Raw genomic sequence first — 17954 nt, 5'->3', positions numbered from 1 at the left:
TTCCCCTTCTTAGTGATGATGTGTATCAGAGTAAGGTAATAACGCTAAATAACGTGCGCGTTTGATTGCGCGAGCTAATTGGCGTTGGTACTTCGCACGAGTACCGGTAATGCGGCTTGGTACAATTTTGCCGCTTTCAGAAATGTAGTTCTTTAATGTAGCGATATCTTTGTAATCGATTTCAACAACATTTTCCGCTGTGAAACGGCAGAACTTACGACGACGGAAATAACGTGCCATTTGGCTAGTCTCCTAATCTATAAATTCGATTTGCTCGGCATGTAGGACTAATTGTGTTGACCCATTATTTAATTGATGGGTGGTTAAGAAACCTAGAATTAATACTTTACTGCCGACCGTAATGCCTTGAGTTTTTTCTACTAATTGATTGCCACTGATTTGAACGGGCACTTTACACCAGGCTTGTCGCATTAAATTTGCTTCTTGCTGGCTCGAACGATGTTCCAATAAAAATTGGCAATGTTCGATTCCGTTCGGGCTTTTGCGTTGTTTAGGATTATTGGCGACAACACCAATAATGGATAAACGATTATCAATATTCAAATTACTCTTCAGCATCCTCAAAATCGTTGGATTCAACTTCAGTTAAAGCTTTACGATCGTCTTTTGCTTTAACCATTGGGGACGCTTCGGTTACGGCGTGCTTAGTGTGAATAACAAGGCTGCGCAATACAGCATCGTTATAACGGAAAGTCGTTTCTAGCTCGTCGATGACTTGTTGAGGCGCTTCTACATTCATAAGCACATAGTGTGCTTTATGTAATTTGTTAATTGGGTATGCTAATTGACGGCGACCCCAATCTTCTAGGCGATGAATTTGACCGCCGGCTTCTTTTACAGAACCGGTATAACGTTCAATCATCCCTGGTACTTGCTCGCTTTGATCCGGGTGGACCATAAACACGATTTCGTAGTGACGCATTACTGCTCCTTACGGGTTAATCAGCCTCCAACGTTAAGACCAGTCACCAATCTTGTGGAAGCAAGGAACTTATTCGGACGTGACTGAGGGCGCAAATTATACACGTAATCCGAGTTTTTGCAATAAAAGTGCGGTCATTTTTTCAGTGTTTTTCCCCTTGGGCGTTTTTACATCCAAGCATTATTACGAATAATGCCGACTGCGATACCTTCGATTTCAAAATGCGGACGTTGGGTTAAATCTACGACAATTGGGGCAAATTCTTCGTTTTCAGCGTGCAAGTAAATCATCGAACCTTTACGCTCCAAGCGTTTTACTGTCACTTCATCTTCAATACGAGCAACCACAACTTGACCATTGCGCACATCTTTTGTGCTGTGCACTGCTAGTAAGTCGCCATCTAAAATACCAATGTCTTTCATGGACTGCCCATACACCTTGAGCAGAAAATCTGCTTGTGGTTTAAACATTGCAGGATCAACATGATATGTGCCTTCGATATGCTGTTCGGCTAAAATCGGTTCACCGGCGGCAACGCGACCAATGAGGGGGAGGCCGGGCTCTTCTTCTGCATGATTATCTTCCAATAAAAGACGAATGCCACGTGATGCACCGGAAACAATTTCAATGACACCTTTTTTTGCCAAAGCCTTCAAATGTTCTTCTGCTGCATTAGGAGAGCGAAACCCTAACTCTTTTGAAATCTCCGCTCGCGTTGGTGGCATACCTGTGGTTTCCAGATGATGTTTAAGAAAATCATAGACTTCTTGCTGGCGGGCTGTGAGTGGTTTCATAATATCAATCCTGTTCATATATACATAAATAACTGGTATTATATACAGAAAAATAAGCAGTGCAATCTTTTCTTTGGTAAAAGATAACGCAAATGATGACGTTATCTGAGAATTGTGTCGTAGGTCACTAATTCAGTAAAATTTTTATGCTAAACTAGCGCAAGTTTGACAACCTTTTAGTGATATGACGTTATAACAAGGACATTTATTATGGCGAGTTTTCTTAATGCTTATCGAAAATTGCTCGAGTTGCCATTGTCGATTTTAGTAAAAAATAATCCGATTCCACATCACCCTATTGAAGAATTAGCACTGAATGTTGCGCAACCTGTCGTTTATGTGTTGCCTTACACCTCTGAAACTGACTTTGTGATTTTCCGCAAAAACTGTTTGAGCGTCGGTTTACCGGATCCCTTGGAGCAAAATGAAATTAATGGGCGTGTTTTGCCACGTTTTGTCTTTTTAGATGAAGGACGGCGCTTTTTTAAATCCAAAGGTGCGAAGAAAGAAACTATCACGATCTTCAATAACTATTTGGAATTGCACCGCACTTTGCCAGAATTAGATGTTCAACTCATTCCGGTTTCGGTTTTGTGGGGAAGAGCTCCGGGACGCGAAGACAAAACCGGTTTACCGAATTTACGTTTGTTAAACGGACTACAAAAAACCATCGCAGCACTCTGGTTTGGACGGGATACTTTTGTACGTTTTTCTCAAGCGGTATCTTTGCGTTATATGACGCGTGAGCATGGCTTTGATCAGAAAATCGCACAAAAACTCGCCCGCGTGGCAAAAATACACTTTGCCAAGCAGCGGATTTCTGCGACTGGCCCGCGTTTGCCTAATCGCCAAGCGATGTTTAATAAACTATTGCAACAACCGGTGATATTGGCGGCCATTGAGGATGAAGCGAAAAGCAAAAATATCAGTAAAGAAAAAGCCTACAAAGAAGCCGAAAAAATTTTAGATGAAATTGCTGCTAATGTGAGTTATGAAGGCTTACGCATGGCAGATCGTTTCTTGCGTTGGCTATGGAATAAACTTTATCAAGGTATCGATGTAGAAAATGCTGATCGCGTGCGGAAATTAGCGTTAGAGGGGCATGAAATTGTGTATGTGCCTTGCCATCGTAGTCATATTGACTATCTCTTGCTTTCCTATGTGTTATATCACCAAGGTTTGGTACCGCCACATATCGCCGCCGGAATTAACCTAAATTTCTGGCCAGTTGGGGGCATGTTCCGTCGTGGTGGGGCATTCTTTATTCGTCGTACCTTTAAAGGCAATCGCTTGTATTCCACCATTTTCCGTGAATATTTGGCGGAATTGTTCCATCGTGGTTATTCTGTGGAATACTTTATTGAAGGCGGGCGTTCCCGTACTGGTCGCTTGTTAGCGCCAAAAACCGGCATGATGTCGATGACTTTGCAAGCCTTACAGCAGCAACAAACCCGACCGATATCTGTCGTGCCGGTGTATGTGGGGTATGAACACGTTTTAGAAGTGGACACATACGCAAAAGAGCTGCGTGGGGCGGCAAAAGAAAAAGAAAATGCCGGTTTAGTGTTACGTGTGATCAAAAAGTTACGCAATTTGGGCAAAGGTTATGTGAATTTTGGTGAGCCGATTACTTTAAGCAATTATTTGAACCAGTATTTCCCGGAATGGAAAGCTCCATTGGAAGATCGCCCACAATGGTTTAACAAAGCGGTTGACGCAGTCTCTCATCAAGTAATGGTGAATATCAACAAAGCGGCTGCAGTGAATGCCATGAACTTAACCGGTACAGCGTTGTTATCCTCCCGACAACGTGCGCTATCTCGCGAGCAATTGTTAGAGCAACTTGCCAGTTATCAACAATTCTTGCAAAACGTGCCATATTCCGATGATGTGGTGATTCCAACGGAAAAACCGGAAATTATGCTGGATCATGTGTTAAGTTTGGATCGCATTGGTATTTTGGTGGAAAAAGACAATTTTGGTGAAATTGTTCGCTTGGAACGTTCTTCTGCTGTATTAATGACCTACTACCGCAATAATATCCAGCACCTTTTTGTCTTGCCATCATTGGTTGCCAGCATTGTGTTGCATTATGAGGCGATTCAAAAAACGTTAGTGCTGGATAGTGTATTGAAAATTTATCCGTTCTTGCGTAGCGAATTATTCCTGCATTTTAATGAAGAGGAGCAAATTGCTGAGCGGGTAGAGCATATTATTCAAGAATTTCAACGGCAAAATATTATTAAACATAGTGAAAATGTGTTGACTATCAATAAGCCGAATATTCGGATGCTACAATTGTGGTCTGCCGGTGTGCGTGAAATTTTGCAACGTTACTACATCACCGTGAATTTGTTGCAAAATAATCCATTGATTTCTCGTGCGAATTTGGAAAAAGAAAGTCAGTCTGTAGCGCAACGCTTGTCTGTTCTGCATGGCATTAATGCACCAGAATTTTTTGATAAAGCGGTTTTCTCTGCTTTTACGAATAGCTTAAAAGAACAGGGCTATTTCAATGAAAGTGGCACAGCCAATACGGAAAAACTACAGGAATTAGCCACGATCTTAACGCATTTAATTTCTACTGAGATTTGCCTAACGATTAACGGTGCGGTGGCGAAAGTGGAAGAAAAAGAACAGGATGAGAATTAACTAAAATAATAAACATCAATTAGCCGCCAGAAGCCTGATTATGATATCAGACGTTTGGTGCGCTAATTGATTTTTTATTTATTGATTATCTAAATACACCCACCACAGCTACCACAACGCCAATCCTCTGGATTTACGGCTTGGTAAAATGCCCGCATATACTCTTCTTCTAATGGAATATTATATTGAATAAATAAATCAGATAACCAATCCATGTTAGCGAGTATCCAATCATTTTCATCTAAGCCTTCTAAATAAAGTTCATCTTCGGGATCCATGAAATTATAAATATTTTGTGTTCCCATATCTTTATCCCGTCGTTCAGCAGGAAGTGTAAGAGGCAGTCCGTTATAACTGATTTCCCAATGACCTAAACAAAGCGTATGACCTTTTGATGTCCAGTTGGCAGTAAATGGATTTTCCATGATTTTTTATACGTTGCTGTAATAAAGGTGGGGAGGAGTATAAAACGTGAAATGAAATGAGCCATACTACAAACATGGTAATCCTGTGGGTAATCATAAAAAACTTGATCTCACGCAAAGAGAATACCTCAAAAAGTTTAAGCCCGTTTTTCATGAGAATGAATTTATCCTCTTTATTTTGCTAACTTTTCTTTTTGCTTTAGGTAGAAATTCGCTATAATTCTAAGCAATTTTTTTATGTTTTTGATTTATTTTTGAGTGTGATTTCATGTTAAAGCAAGTGACCGACTCCCTATTAGTTCGCAATAATTTAGCATTATCAGATTTGTCTAATCTGTTCGATACCTTAGCGCAACGCAACGTGGATTATGGCGATTTATATTTTCAGCTAAGTCAGGATGAAAACTGGGTATTGGAAGACGGAATTATTAAAGAAGGCGGATTTCATATTGATCGCGGCGTGGGCGTGCGTGCAGTCAGTGGTGAGAAAACCGGTTTTGCCTATTCGGATCAAATTAATTTAGCCAATTTGCAACAATGCGCTCAAGCGGTGCGTGGCATTGCGCAACCTTCCCAAGGTAATTTTATTCTGCCGGTGAGATTTAATCCGGTAGACGCACCGTTGCGTTATCAACCTATTAATCCGTTATACAGCTTAAGCCAAGAGCAAAAAATTGAATTATTGCGCTTAGTGGACAAAACTGCTCGCGCGGAAGACCCGCGAGTGGTGCAGGTGAATGCCGGTTTGAGCATGGTGTATGAAGAAATGTTGGTGGCGGCCACTGACGGCACCTTGGCAGCTGATATTCGCCCACTCATTCGTTTATCGGTTTCCGTATTGGTAGAACAAGACGGTAAGCGCGAACGTGGTAGTGCGGGCGCAGGCGGTCGTTTCGGCTTGGAATGGTTCTTTGAGAGCTATCAAGGTGAGCAAAGAGCGGTCTATTTTGCGAAAGAATCGGTGCGTCAAGCATTGGTGAATTTAGGTGCGGTGGCGGCACCGGCAGGATTAATGCCGGTGGTGTTGGGCGCAGGTTGGCCGGGCGTGTTATTACACGAAGCGGTAGGGCATGGCTTGGAAGGTGATTTTAATCGTAAAGAAAGTTCATTGTTTACCGGCAAAATCGGCGAATTAGTCACATCGCCGTTATGCACAATTGTGGATGATGGCACTTTAATGGATCGCCGAGGATCAGTCACTGTTGACGATGAAGGTGTGCCGAGCCAACATAACGTGCTAATTAAAGACGGTATTTTGCAGAAATACATGCAAGATAAAATGAATGCCCGTTTGATGGGCGTGCAGCCGACAGGCAATGGACGTCGTGAATCCTATGCCCATTTGCCAATGCCACGCATGACCAATACCTACATGTTAGCAGGCAAAGATAAATTTGAGGATTTAGTGGCGTCCGTAGAACACGGCATTTTTGCACCGCACTTTGGTGGCGGTCAGGTGGATATTACCTCCGGCAAATTCGTGTTTTCTACTTCAGAGGCTTATTTGATTGAAAAAGGCAAAATCACCAAGCCGGTGAAGGGCGCAACCTTAATCGGCAGCGGTATTGAAGTGATGCAAAATGTGTCCATGGTTGCGGATGAAGTGGAATTGGATCATGGTGTTGGCACTTGTGGTAAAGAAGGACAAAGTGTGCCGGTGGGCGTAGGGCAACCGGCATTGAAAATCGATCAAATTACCGTAGGTGGGACAAATTAATACGTACGCAATATCGCATTGTTAAATAGCGGAGATCATCAATAAATGAAAAAATCGACATATTTGTTTTTGGGACTTCTTGTATGCGGGGTTGCCGGTGGTGGATATTACTGGCATCAAGAGCAAAAATTCAACGATCCTAATGGGGTTAAAATCACATTAAACCCGATTCAACCAACACAGTATCAGGTTGAAGGGGGAGAAATAATTGCACCGTTAGTGATTGATTTTAGCGCAAATATTGTTACACCGAATCAAGTAAAAGCACCTATTGCGCAGGGCATTAAGCTTCTTCCATCAGTGAAAGGGCAGTGGACATGGGAAAATGAACACGCACTGGCTTTTTTGCCGGCGCAAGATTGGGCGGCGGGGCAAGAATATCAGGTGACACTAGATAGACAACTACTTAACGCAAGCTTATCCTATGCACCGGAAGTTACCCAACCTCAAACGGTCAAAACAGCACCTTTTAGTGTCGTCCGTGCGGAAGGGGAATTTTCTCAAGATGCTATTTCAGGACAGCATTATGCAGTGGGTCATATTGTTTTCTCTCATCCGATCGATCCGAAAGTGCTGGAACACGCCATTGAATTTAAGTTAGTTCAACAACCGAAGGGAAAAGAGGCTACGCTAATAAAAACGTTGCCTTTTAACGTCACCTATTCTGATAATCAGCTTGAAGCGTGGATTCGTTCTGAGCCGTTAGCACTTGCGACACAAGAGGATGAGTTTGTGCAAATTAGCCTCTTGAAGTCACTACAATCGAAATTAGGCGGAAATACATTGGATAAAGATGTTGGCATTCCCCTAATTGCCATTCCGAATGAATTTAGTTTGAAAAATACACAAAGCACATTTTCTTTTGTAAATGATGGGGAAGATGTCCTTGATCAGGTGCTAACACTGCATTTTAACAACGAAGTGAATGAAGAGGATATTGCGGATAGTTTGGTTGCGGTGTTACTGCCGGCTTTGCCGAAAGGTGAAACGTGGTCTTATGAAAAATTAAATGAATCTGCCCTGTTGCAGGGCGAGGTGATTAAGCCAGAGCTTCTTGGTGAGGGGCAATCTTATACGACAAAAACGGCTTTTCGTCTGAGCGTACCGGAAGGACGTTGCGTGTATTTTATTTTAAATAATGAGTTCACCACAAAAGGGGGCTATCGTTTTAAAGATCCATTAGGCAGTTTAGCTTGCTTACCTCATTATCCGCATCATGTGGAGTTTGTCGGTCAAGATGATCTTCTTCCGCAATACTGGAATAGCAAAATTAATTTAAAAATACGTAATGCGCAAACTGTAACATTAGATGTTGCACCATTATCGAAAACACAAGTACTTTCAATGATTAATTGGAGCGCGCCATCTCTTCAACCATCAGATTTGGCTGTCTTTAAGCCGGAAAAAGCAACGCTTTTCAAAACAGAGACGTTACATACCGAAGGTGAAAATCCACGTTACTTTGATTTTCTTTCCATGGATTTAGCTGAAAAAGGGCTACCTTCTAAGGGCATTTTTTGGTTAAAAGCTGAAGTTCCTGTACCGGCAGAGAAAACGGAAGTGAAAAGTGCGGTCAAAAATGACATCGATCAGGTGACAGACAAATTGACGGACTATCGCTTGCTTGTTTTAACCGATTTTGACGTGACAACGGAGATGGAGGATAGTGGTAAGTATGTCGTTAAGGTAAAATCCTTAGCCACCGGCGAACCGATTGAGGGCGCAACCATTCGTCTCGTGACGGCAACGGCAGAAGAAAGAGAAGCACAAGCAACCAATGAGAAAGGGGAAACCACCATTGAATTGCCGAAAGAAAATTCCGGCAAGACGAGTGTGCTTTGGGTTACCAAAGGCGATGACGCCTCTTTTGTGATTATTCATGCCCCTTAATGGGGCCTATTACGCCTTGCATTGACGGAGATTTAACCTGAACATTTTTTGTATTCTACGTAGCAAGTTTAAATGTAAAAGCGGTTAATTTGTCTGTGTAAAAAGAGGCGCTAAATTTGTGATTAATGTCTTTTCATTGGGGGCTAATCACTATATCATTAGCAGCTCATCTTTATCATCGCCGCTTATCTTTTATGATAAGTATTTGTTTCTAATTTTTATCGAAAAACTTCGGTACGTTAGGGAGAAAACCAAAGCTAGTGGAAAACTCGGTTCAAAACAAGCCAATTATTGAGCTTCGTTCAATCAAAAAATCCTACGGTTCCAATACCATTATTAACGATTTTAATTTAACCATTAATAACGGTGAATTTGTCACCATTCTTGGCCCATCCGGTTGTGGTAAAACTACCGTGTTGCGTTTATTGGCCGGATTGGAGGAATTAGATTCAGGCAACATTATTTTGGACGGTGAAGACATTACCAATGTGCCGGCAGAAAAACGTCACATCAACACCGTATTCCAAAGCTATGCCTTGTTCCCGCATATGACGATTTTTGAAAACGTGGCTTTCGGTTTGCGCATGCAAAAAGTGCCGGAAAGCGAGATCAAACCTCGTGTGTTAGAGGCATTGCGTATGGTGCAGTTGGAAGAAATGGCGGAACGTAAACCAACCCAGCTTTCAGGAGGACAACAACAGCGTATCGCGATTGCTCGTGCGGTGGTCAATAAACCTAAAGTCTTATTGCTTGACGAGTCTCTTTCTGCGTTGGACTACAAATTGCGTAAAAAAATGCAATATGAATTAAAGCAATTACAACGCCAATTAGGCATTACCTTTATTTTCGTTACACATGACCAAGAAGAAGCCATTACGATGTCTGATCGTATTGTCTTATTGCGTAAAGGTAAAATTGCACAAGACGGATCTCCACGTGAGATTTATGAAGACCCGGCAAACTTGTTTGTGGCACGTTTCATCGGCGAAATTAATGTTTTTGATGCAACCGTCATTGAACGCAAATCAGACGATGTAGTACTTGCCAATGTGGAAGGCCGTATTTGCGATATTTATACGGATATTCCGGTCGAAAAAGATCAGCAACTTCAAGTGTTGCTTCGTCCTGAAGATATTGTGATTGAAGAGCTGGATGAACACGAACATTCTAATGCGATTATCGGTCACATTATCGACCGCACTTACAAAGGTATGACTCTTGAATCTACCGTAGAATTCGAGCACAACGGCAAACGTGTGTTAGTGAGCGAGTTTTTCAATGAAGACGATCCTCATATGGATCACAGTATTGGTCAACGTGTAGGGATTACTTGGCACGAAGGTTGGGAGGTTGTACTCAACGATGAAGATAATCAATAATAAATTTCAGAAAATTACTGTTGCGATTATCTTCGGTTGGCTCATTTTCTTTGTGCTAATTCCAAACTTATTGGTATTAGTCGTAAGTTTCTTAACCCGAGATGGTAGTAACTTTTATGCCTTGCCATTTAACTTGGATAACTACATCAATCTGTTTAATCCGCTTTATGCGCAGGTGGTGTGGAATTCATTGTATATGTCGGGCATTGCCACCATTATTTGCTTACTGATCGGCTATCCATTCGCCTTTATGGTCAGCAAAATTCATCCGAAATATCGACCGCTCTTATTGTTCCTTGTGGTATTGCCATTCTGGACAAACTCGCTGATTCGTATTTACGGTATGAAAGTGTTCCTTGGTGTGAAAGGCGTGTTGAATACCATGTTGATGGATATGGGCATTTTGAGTGAACCGATTCGCATTCTAAACACAGAGGTGGCGGTGATCATTGGTTTAGTCTATTTGCTTCTGCCATTTATGATTTTGCCACTTTACTCCGCGATTGAAAAATTAGACGGACGTTTATTGGAAGCCGCAAAAGACTTAGGCGCTAATGCGTTTCAACGTTTCTTCCGTGTGATTTTACCACTCACCATGCCGGGCATTGTGGCAGGTTGCCTGTTGGTATTATTGCCGGCAATGGGCATGTTCTATGTCGCGGACTTACTTGGTGGTGCGAAAGTCTTACTTGTGGGTAACGTGATTAAGAGTGAATTCTTAATTTCCCGCAACTGGCCATTCGGTTCGGCAATCAGTATCGGCTTAACGATTCTCATGGCCTTGTTAATTTTTGTGTACTACCGTGCCAATAAACTATTGAATAAGAAAGTGGAGTTAGAATAATGAGCCGTTTACTACGTAATATCTTTATGTTTGTGGTATACGCTTATTTGTATATCCCAATTATTATTTTGGTGACTAACTCCTTCAACGAAGACCGTTATGGTTTAAGTTGGAAAGGCTTTAGCTGGAACTGGTACGATCGTCTGTTTAACAATGATACTTTAATTCAAGCAGCGATTCATTCTGTAACGATTGCTTTCTTTGCAGCAACCCTCGCTACCATTGTAGGCGGTTTAACTGCGATTGCGCTTTATCGTTATCGTTTCCGTGGCAAACAAGCCGTAAGTGGTATGTTGTTTATCGTGATGATGTCGCCGGATATCGTGATGGCGGTATCATTGCTTGCGTTGTTTATGGTTGTGGGGATTTCTTTAGGTTTCTGGTCCTTATTGTTAGCACACGTGACCTTCTGTTTGCCTTATGTCACCGTCACCATTTTCTCTCGCTTAAACGGCTTCGATGCAAGAATGTTAGAAGCTGCGAAAGATTTGGGTGCCAGTGAAGTAACGATTTTACGCAAAATCATTCTGCCACTTGCATTACCAGCGGTGGTATCCGGTTGGTTGTTAAGCTTTACCATCTCGCTCGATGATGTTGTGGTGTCTTCTTTCGTGAGCGGTGTAAGCTATGAAATCCTGCCGTTGCGTATTTTCTCCTTGGTGAAAACCGGGGTGACACCGGAAGTAAACGCCCTTGCAACCATCATGATTGTGCTTTCATTATTACTCGTAGTTGCCAGCCAATTTATCGGCAGAAAACACAAAGACATCTAGTCGTAATAATGTTTCACAAATAATTTAATATCACATACAATACGCCTTGACGCACAATCAAGGCGTTTTTTTATACCTGCATTTTATGCAGGTGGTTTTTTTTCACCTCTTTTACGGAGAACAAACAAAAATGAAAAAATTTGCTGGTTTATTCACCGCAAGTATGATCGCTGTTGCCCTGACAGGTTGTAACGAGAAAGACAACAAACAAGCGCAAACCGCGCCGGAAGCCCCTAAAGCTGAAGCGCCTGCAAATGATACCGTGTATCTTTATACATGGACTGAATATGTACCCGATGGTCTTTTAGACGATTTCACCAAAGAAACCGGTATTAAAGTGATTGTGTCAAGTCTTGAATCAAACGAGACAATGTATGCGAAATTAAAAACGCAGGGCGCTGCCGGCGGCTATGACGTGATTGCCCCTTCTAACTACTTCGTCTCCAAAATGGCGCGCGAAGGCATGTTAAAAGAACTGGATCACAGCAAATTACCCGTCATTAAAGAATTAGACCCTGATTGGCTCGATAAACCTTACGACAAAGGCAACAAATATTCCCTTCCGCAATTATTAGGCGCGCCGGGCATTGCCTTTAACACCAACACTTACAAAGGCAGTGATTTCACCTCCTGGGGTGATTTATGGAAACCTGAATTTGCCAATAAAGTGCAATTACTAGACGATGCCCGCGAAGTGTTCAACATCGCGTTATTAAAAATCGGTCAGGATCCGAACACACAAGATCCGGCAATTATCAAACAGGCTTATGAGGAATTGTTGAAATTACGTCCGAATGTGCTTTCCTTCAACTCTGATAACCCTGCGAACTCTTTTATTTCCGGTGAAGTAGAAGTGGGTCAATTATGGAACGGTTCTGTGCGTATTGCGAAAAAAGAACAAGCACCTTTAGACATGGTGTTCCCAAAAGAAGGGCCGGTACTCTGGGTGGATACTTTAGCCATTCCGGTTACCTCTAAAAATCCGGACGGTGCACACAAACTTATCAACTATATGTTAGGTGCGAAAGCGGCAGAAAAATTAACGCTGGCAATAGGTTACCCAACTGCTAACCTTGAAGCGAAAAAAGCCTTACCGAAAGAAATCACGGAAGATCCGTCAATCTATCCAACGGCTGAAATATTGAAAAATAGCCACTGGCAAGATGATGTGGGTGATGCGATTCAATACTACGAACAATATTATCAAGAGCTGAAAGCAGCGAAATAATTTGTTCTCATAGCCATCACAAAAGTGCGGTCGAAATTTATATTCATTTTCCACCGCACTTTTTTTATCTAATGCTAAGATAAGGAAATAAAAAGCGAAAAAGGAGAGGACTATGACAACACCAATTTCAGACAAAATTCACTATGCGTTGTCCCAAATTGATAATGCACTGTTAGCTCAGGATATTTGGCTTATTTTACAAGAGCAAAAATTTGTGGGATTCCTACCGCACTTTGCTATACGGCACTTGTGCAACAAACATCAAATCACTCCTCAACAACTCTCCCTTCAGTTGCTTCCTATTGCCGCTTGTTATGCCACCACGCCTATCTCACATTTTAATGTTGGTGCTATCGTCATAGGAGTGAGCGGCAGTTTTTATTTTGGGGCGAATCAAGAATTTTGCCAAACGGATATTCAACAAACCATCCATGCCGAACAAAGTGCGATTAGTCATGCTTGGATGCGCGGAGAAAAACAGATCACCGACATTAGCGTCAACTACACGCCATGTGGCCATTGTCGCCAGTTTATGAATGAATTAAATAGCGCAGAAAAATTACAAATTCATTTACCGCATCGCCAGAATAATCCATTGCACCAATATTTACCCGATGCATTCGGGCCAAAAAACTTAAACATTCAGCTACATTTGCTGGATCAACATGATAATCAATTATCCTTGAACAGCAACGACCCAGTGATTTCACAAGCTCTTGCGATGGCTAACCAAGCACATGCGCCTTATTCAAACTCTTTCCATGGCATTGCATTACAAACGCAAGATCAACAGATTTATCACGGCAGTTATGCGGAAAATGCGGCATTTAACCCTAGCCTACCGGCAATGCAGGTGGCATTGAATTATCTGATATTAAGTGGCGAAGCTGTAGAAAACATTACCCGTGCGGTGATGGTAGAAAAACCACAGACGCTCAGTTATAAAAGAATGGCAGAGGATTTGCTGGGAAGTTTAACGAAGATTAAATTAGAGTACATTTTGGTCTAATGGCATTGAATAAAATACAGTGAACGTGCCTTTATGGTGTCCGCTTAGGTGTGGTGAGATTTTATCATCGATTCAAAATCTCTTAAAAAATCCACCGCACTTCAACGCACTGAGTCGCTTAAAACTGCTGTAATCCCCGCCAATTTTTTCCAATCATCGAGACCTTATGAAACAACTTTTTGCCACCACAGCCCGTGGGTTTGAAGAGCTTTTAAAATCCGAATTGGCCGAGTTAGGCGCACAGGATGCCAAAGTCGCGCAAGGCGGCGTGCATTATTGGGCGGATGATGAAACCCTGTATCGCACTTTGCTTTGGAGTCGTTTGAGTTCACACATTTTATTGCCTATCGTGCAAGCGAAAGTCTTTAGCGATTTGGATTTATATTCCGCTGTAGTGGGCGTGAATTGGTTGGATTATTTTGATGAAAAAGTCCATTTTTTCGTGGATTTTAACGGTACAAACCAGGAAATTCGCCACACCCAATTCGGCGCGATGCGTGTGAAAGAAGGCATTGTGGATTATTTTGAACGCCACGGGCGCTGGCGGATCAACTCGGCGCCTTTGATTACATCCGCCGACACACCCGCACCTGCTACAACGGCGTCGAAGGCGGCTGCGGCGAATGCCCGAGTTGTGTCTTGAGAGAGCGTGGGTTGAACGCGTATTTGCAGGCACGAAAAAGTTAAAACCGACGAAAAAATCAACTGTACTTTTTCTGTTTTAAATAAAAAATACCCACGGTTGAGCGTGGGTATGTGGTGATATAGAAAGATTTATTTTGACCAGTTAGCTTTGGCTGAAAATGCACCGCTGAAGCCTTTTTCTTGGTTAGTATAAATACCGCCCATTTCATTAGCATCCTTCCCAAAGAAGGCTCCTTGCATGGTTGTGCCGTCTTTTGTTCCGCTGAATTGGTTACCGGAGATTTTACCTTCCAGTTTAGAAACAACGTTATCCGGATAACCGGTTGCCAGTAATTGGCCATTAACTTTTTTCTCATCAAAGTTAGCGGTCATATCAATACCGACAATTCCCCATCTTGGCGGGTTGACGTCGGAAGCTCCCTCATTTAGGGTTTCGTTGTTGACATGGTAGCTACTTAATCCAAGATAACGTACTTCACCTGTACGTGGAATTTCATTTACCGGGGTTAATTCACCTTGTACATAAACATAGGTTTTGCCGTCTTTTTGGTTTTGATAGATGCCGTTTCTTGTGCTGGACATGAAGATTAATCCATTAACAAAAGCACCGGTACTTAAACGAGTTTCTCCGTCCTTATCCAAATAAGTGTATCCTGGATTCACACCTTCGGGTGCAATATCAATTCGTTTCCCGTCAACGTTTAATACATCGATATTGTTTGAACTTAAACGATGTACTTTGGGATTCACAATTTTGTCATTTACATCACCGCTTTTATATTCATAAGCGACACCATTATATTTTCCACTGGTTGGAATGCCCACAATCGATACCGGTGTGCTTGGATCTGATGGTTGGGTCGGTGTTGTCGGTTGTTTAATTTGATTATTTGGTTGGTTTGGCTCAGTTGGTTGCGCCACTTGATTATTAGGCTGATTTGGCGTCGTCGGTTGTGTTACCTGATTATTCGGCTGGTTTGGTGCTGTTGGTTGGGTAACTTGATTACTTGGTTGACTTGGTGTTGTCGGCTGATTTGTTTGGTTGTTTGGTTGGCTCGGAGTTCCCGGTTGAGTGATGGTGTTGTTGGTGTTATCCGTATGATTTGAATCATTACCGCTGGATGAGCACGCGGATAAACTTAATGCAGTAACAATAGCGAGAATAAATAAATTGAATTTATTCATTAGTGCTCCTTATTTACAATATAGTAAAGAGAGTGGTAGTCATTTATCGTCATTTACGACGGGCAGGATAATACCAAAAAATAATAACAAAGCAAATTAGTAGGTTTTATAAAATAGACAGAAAACAGCAAAAAAGTGCGGTCAGTTTTCGCGATGAATCTAAAATATCCGTAAAATCCACAGCACTTCAACACACTGCGTCGCTTAAAACTGCTATAATCCCCGCCAATTTTTTCCAACCATTGAGACCTTATGAAACAACTTTTTGCCACCACAGCCCGTGGGTTTGAAGAGCTTTTAAAATCCGAATTGGCCGAGTTAGGCGCACAGGATGCCAAAGTCGCGCAAGGCGGCGTGCATTATTGGGCGGATGATGAAACCCTGTATCGCACTTTGCTTTGGAGCCGTTTGAGTTCACGCATTTTATTGCCTATCGTGCAAGCCAAAGTCTTTAGCGATTTGGATTTATATTCTGCTGTGGTGGGCGTGAATTGGTTGGATTATTTTGATGAAAAAGTGCATTTTTTCGTGGATTTTAACGGTACGAACCAAGAAATTCGCCACACCCAATTCGGCGCGATGCGTGTGAAAGACGGCATTGTGGATTATTTTGAGCGCCACGGTCGGGCCCGTCCAAACGTGGATAAAGAACAACCGGATATTCGTATTCATGCGTATTTAAATCATGATGACGTGGTGCTGTCGCTTGATTTAAGTGGTGATGCGCTGCACATGCGCGGTTATCGCGAAGACACCGGCAAAGCGCCGTTGCGCGAAACCTTGGCTGCTGCGATTGTACTGCGTTCCGGTTGGCAAAAAGGCACGCCATTAGTGGATCCGATGTGTGGCTCCGGTACGCTATTGATTGAAGCCGCACAGATGGAAGCGCAAATCGCACCGCAATTATATCGTCTGCATTGGGGCTTTGATTTTTGGCAGGGGCATAATCAGGCAGCGTGGGAAAAGGTGAAGGGAGAGGCCTTAGCCTTGGCGGAAGCCGAAAAACAACGTGAAAACTCACCGCACTTTTATGGCTTCGATTTGGATCATCGTGTGTTGCAAAAAGCTAAACAAAATGCCAAAAATGCCGGCGTGGCGCATTTGATGCAGTGGCAACAGGGCGATGTGGCAGCGATAAAAAATCCAAGTCCGAACGTAGCAGGCACAGTGATTTGTAATCCGCCGTACGGCGAACGTTTAGGTACAACGCCGGCGCTGATTGCCTTGTATTCTGTGTTTGGGCAACGCTTGAAACAACAATTTGCCGGCTGGAACGCCTCTATTTTCAGTGGTGAACCAAGTCTATTGGATTGTTTGCGTTTACGTTCTCATCGTCAGTTTAAAGCGAAAAATGGTCCGTTGGATTGTGTCCAGAAAAATTATCAAATTGCCGAGCGCACAGAGCAAAGTGCGGTAGAAAATGCCCTAGAATTTGACCGCACTTCTTCGGTGACACCTGAGGTGGCAGTGGATTTCGCTAATCGCCTGCAAAAGAATATTAAGAAAATTGAAAAATGGGCGAAGCAGCAAGGGCTAGACGCGTATCGCTTATATGACGCGGATTTGCCGGAATATAATTTGGCGGTGGATCGCTATGCTGATCACATTGTGGTACAGGAATATGCCGCGCCGAAAAATATTGATGAAAATAAAGCCCGCCAACGGTTGTTGGATGCGGTGAATGCTACCTTGAGCGTTACAGGCATTGAAACCAATAAGTTGATTTTAAAAGTGCGGCAAAAACAAAAAGGCACTAATCAATATGAAAAATTGGCGAACAAAGGCGAGTATTTTTATGTGAACGAATACGGCGCGAAGTTGTGGGTGAACTTAACGGATTATTTGGATACCGGCTTGTTTTTGGATCACCGCCTGACCCGTAAAATGTTGGGTGAAATGGCGCAAGGTAAGGATTTCCTCAATTTGTTTGCTTACACCGGTTCGGCAACGGTACATGCAGCGTTGGGTAAGGCAAAATCTACCACGACCGTGGATATGTCAAATACTTATCTCAACTGGGCGGAACAGAATTTGTTGTTGAACGACATTGAAGGTAAACAACACAAACTGATTCAAGCGGATTGCCTACAATGGTTAGAAAAATGCGACCGTCAGTTTGATTTGATTTTTGTTGATCCGCCGACATTCTCTAACTCCAAACGTATGGAAGACAGTTGGGACGTACAACGGGATCATATTAAGTTAATGACGAATTTAAAACGCATTCTGCGCCCGAACGGCACCATTGTGTTCTCTAACAATAAACGCGGTTTCAAAATGGATTTTGCTAAGTTGGAAGAATTCGGCTTAAGTGCGGTGGAAATTTCTCACAAAACCTTGCCGTTGGATTTTGAACGCAATAAGCAAATTCATAATTGTTGGCTGGTGACGTTGAAATAAGGCGAGTTTAGCAAAAGAAGATGATTAAAATGAAAAGAACCGAATGCATCGTACATTCGGTTCTTTTTAT

15 protein-coding genes and 2 pseudogenes are annotated in these 17954 nt (G+C 42.5%); 11 read left to right on the top strand and 6 right to left on the bottom strand.

Features of this window, described 5'->3' with window-relative positions; genetic code table 11:
• Positions 1-9 precede the first annotated feature (9 nt).
• From rpsR to lexA, 4 genes are all read right to left on the bottom strand, one after another.
• Positions 10-240, bottom strand: coding sequence for a 30S ribosomal protein S18 (rpsR, locus tag Q0203_RS02695; protein ID WP_005541294.1), 231 nt, complete (start codon positions 238-240; stop codon positions 10-12).
• A gap of 12 nt (positions 241-252) precedes the next feature.
• Positions 253-579 carry a primosomal replication protein N gene (priB, locus tag Q0203_RS02690; RefSeq protein ID WP_297929321.1) on the bottom strand — a complete coding sequence of 109 codons (327 nt, stop codon included), beginning with the start codon at positions 577-579 and terminating at the stop codon, positions 253-255.
• The gene (rpsF, locus tag Q0203_RS02685) at positions 566-943 is read right to left on the bottom strand and encodes a 30S ribosomal protein S6 (protein WP_005555822.1); all 378 of its coding nucleotides are present in this window, start codon (positions 941-943) and stop codon (positions 566-568) included. Before rpsF ends, priB begins: the two co-directional genes overlap by 14 nt.
• 167 nt (positions 944-1110) lie before the next feature.
• A complete protein-coding gene (gene lexA, locus Q0203_RS02680; protein ID WP_290521087.1) occupies positions 1111-1737 on the bottom strand; it encodes a transcriptional repressor LexA in 627 nt (208 codons plus the stop codon).
• 210 nt (positions 1738-1947) lie between these two features.
• Between lexA and plsB the strand changes: the two genes are divergently transcribed.
• Positions 1948-4389 carry a glycerol-3-phosphate 1-O-acyltransferase PlsB gene (gene plsB / locus Q0203_RS02675; protein ID WP_297929319.1) on the top strand — a complete coding sequence of 814 codons (2442 nt, stop codon included), beginning with the start codon at positions 1948-1950 and terminating at the stop codon, positions 4387-4389.
• Between the two features lie 89 nt (positions 4390-4478).
• Here the strand turns inward: plsB and Q0203_RS02670 are convergent, their stop codons facing one another.
• A complete protein-coding gene (locus Q0203_RS02670) occupies positions 4479-4814 on the bottom strand; it encodes a hypothetical protein (protein ID WP_033002806.1) in 336 nt (111 codons plus the stop codon).
• A gap of 268 nt (positions 4815-5082) precedes the next feature.
• Here Q0203_RS02670 and tldD point away from each other — a divergent pair, with 268 nt between their 5' ends.
• The 9 genes and pseudogenes from tldD to Q0203_RS02625 all read left to right on the top strand — a co-directional run.
• On the top strand, positions 5083-6531 hold the full coding sequence (gene tldD, locus Q0203_RS02665; RefSeq protein ID WP_297929316.1) for a metalloprotease TldD: 1449 nt from the start codon (positions 5083-5085) through the stop codon (positions 6529-6531).
• A 45-nt stretch (positions 6532-6576) separates the two neighbouring features.
• The gene (locus tag Q0203_RS02660; RefSeq protein ID WP_297929315.1) at positions 6577-8421 is read left to right on the top strand and encodes a hypothetical protein; all 1845 of its coding nucleotides are present in this window, start codon (positions 6577-6579) and stop codon (positions 8419-8421) included.
• A 260-nt stretch (positions 8422-8681) separates the two neighbouring features.
• Complete coding sequence (gene potA / locus Q0203_RS02655; RefSeq protein ID WP_297929314.1) at positions 8682-9800, top strand: spermidine/putrescine ABC transporter ATP-binding protein PotA; 1119 nt, start codon at positions 8682-8684, stop codon at positions 9798-9800.
• Positions 9784-10644 (top strand): spermidine/putrescine ABC transporter permease PotB, encoded by an 861-nt coding sequence (gene potB / locus Q0203_RS02650; protein WP_021617029.1) that lies wholly within the window; start codon positions 9784-9786, stop codon positions 10642-10644. The genes potA and potB overlap by 17 nt, the downstream gene beginning before the upstream one ends.
• A complete protein-coding gene (gene potC, locus Q0203_RS02645) occupies positions 10644-11417 on the top strand; it encodes a spermidine/putrescine ABC transporter permease PotC (protein WP_297929312.1) in 774 nt (257 codons plus the stop codon). Before potB ends, potC begins: the two co-directional genes overlap by 1 nt.
• 130 nt (positions 11418-11547) lie before the next feature.
• Positions 11548-12645: an extracellular solute-binding protein gene (locus Q0203_RS02640; RefSeq protein WP_297929310.1), complete on the top strand. Its 1098-nt coding sequence runs from the start codon at positions 11548-11550 to the stop codon at positions 12643-12645.
• Between the two features lie 112 nt (positions 12646-12757).
• A complete protein-coding gene (cdd, locus tag Q0203_RS02635) occupies positions 12758-13654 on the top strand; it encodes a cytidine deaminase (RefSeq protein WP_297929309.1) in 897 nt (298 codons plus the stop codon).
• A 166-nt stretch (positions 13655-13820) separates the two neighbouring features.
• Positions 13821-14195, top strand: a pseudogene (locus tag Q0203_RS02630) (THUMP domain-containing protein); the annotation flags it as partial.
• A pseudogene (locus Q0203_RS02625) lies at positions 14192-14341 on the top strand (7-cyano-7-deazaguanine synthase); the annotation flags it as partial. The pseudogenes Q0203_RS02630 and Q0203_RS02625, both read left to right, overlap by 4 nt.
• 87 nt (positions 14342-14428) lie before the next feature.
• Here the strand turns inward: Q0203_RS02625 and Q0203_RS02620 are convergent.
• The gene (locus tag Q0203_RS02620) at positions 14429-15484 is read right to left on the bottom strand and encodes a transferrin-binding protein-like solute binding protein (protein WP_297929307.1); all 1056 of its coding nucleotides are present in this window, start codon (positions 15482-15484) and stop codon (positions 14429-14431) included.
• 252 nt (positions 15485-15736) lie between these two features.
• On the opposite strand from Q0203_RS02620, the gene rlmKL reads away from it, so the two are divergent.
• Positions 15737-17884 carry a bifunctional 23S rRNA (guanine(2069)-N(7))-methyltransferase RlmK/23S rRNA (guanine(2445)-N(2))-methyltransferase RlmL gene (rlmKL, locus tag Q0203_RS02615; protein WP_297929305.1) on the top strand — a complete coding sequence of 716 codons (2148 nt, stop codon included), beginning with the start codon at positions 15737-15739 and terminating at the stop codon, positions 17882-17884.
• Positions 17885-17954: the final 70 nt, after the last annotated feature.

The organism is uncultured Aggregatibacter sp. (genome assembly GCF_938046485.1).
Classification (GTDB): domain Bacteria; phylum Pseudomonadota; class Gammaproteobacteria; order Enterobacterales; family Pasteurellaceae; genus Aggregatibacter.
Note: the sequence above shows the minus strand (reverse complement) of the source record. Positions and strands in the feature narration are given on the sequence as shown.

Coding starts and splice junctions, on each gene's coding strand:
- rpsR (WP_005541294.1), bottom strand. CDS start 240: ATGGCACGTTATTTCCGTCGTCGTAAGTTCTGCCGTTTCACAGCGGAA.
- priB (WP_297929321.1), bottom strand. CDS start 579: ATGCTGAAGAGTAATTTGAATATTGATAATCGTTTATCCATTATTGGT.
- rpsF (WP_005555822.1), bottom strand. CDS start 943: ATGCGTCACTACGAAATCGTGTTTATGGTCCACCCGGATCAAAGCGAG.
- lexA (WP_290521087.1), bottom strand. CDS start 1,737: ATGAAACCACTCACAGCCCGCCAGCAAGAAGTCTATGATTTTCTTAAA.
- plsB (WP_297929319.1), top strand. CDS start 1,948: ATGGCGAGTTTTCTTAATGCTTATCGAAAATTGCTCGAGTTGCCATTG.
- Q0203_RS02670 (WP_033002806.1), bottom strand. CDS start 4,814: ATGGAAAATCCATTTACTGCCAACTGGACATCAAAAGGTCATACGCTT.
- tldD (WP_297929316.1), top strand. CDS start 5,083: ATGTTAAAGCAAGTGACCGACTCCCTATTAGTTCGCAATAATTTAGCA.
- Q0203_RS02660 (WP_297929315.1), top strand. CDS start 6,577: ATGAAAAAATCGACATATTTGTTTTTGGGACTTCTTGTATGCGGGGTT.
- potB (WP_021617029.1), top strand. CDS start 9,784: ATGAAGATAATCAATAATAAATTTCAGAAAATTACTGTTGCGATTATC.
- potC (WP_297929312.1), top strand. CDS start 10,644: ATGAGCCGTTTACTACGTAATATCTTTATGTTTGTGGTATACGCTTAT.
- Q0203_RS02640 (WP_297929310.1), top strand. CDS start 11,548: ATGAAAAAATTTGCTGGTTTATTCACCGCAAGTATGATCGCTGTTGCC.
- cdd (WP_297929309.1), top strand. CDS start 12,758: ATGACAACACCAATTTCAGACAAAATTCACTATGCGTTGTCCCAAATT.
- Q0203_RS02620 (WP_297929307.1), bottom strand. CDS start 15,484: ATGAATAAATTCAATTTATTTATTCTCGCTATTGTTACTGCATTAAGT.
- rlmKL (WP_297929305.1), top strand. CDS start 15,737: ATGAAACAACTTTTTGCCACCACAGCCCGTGGGTTTGAAGAGCTTTTA.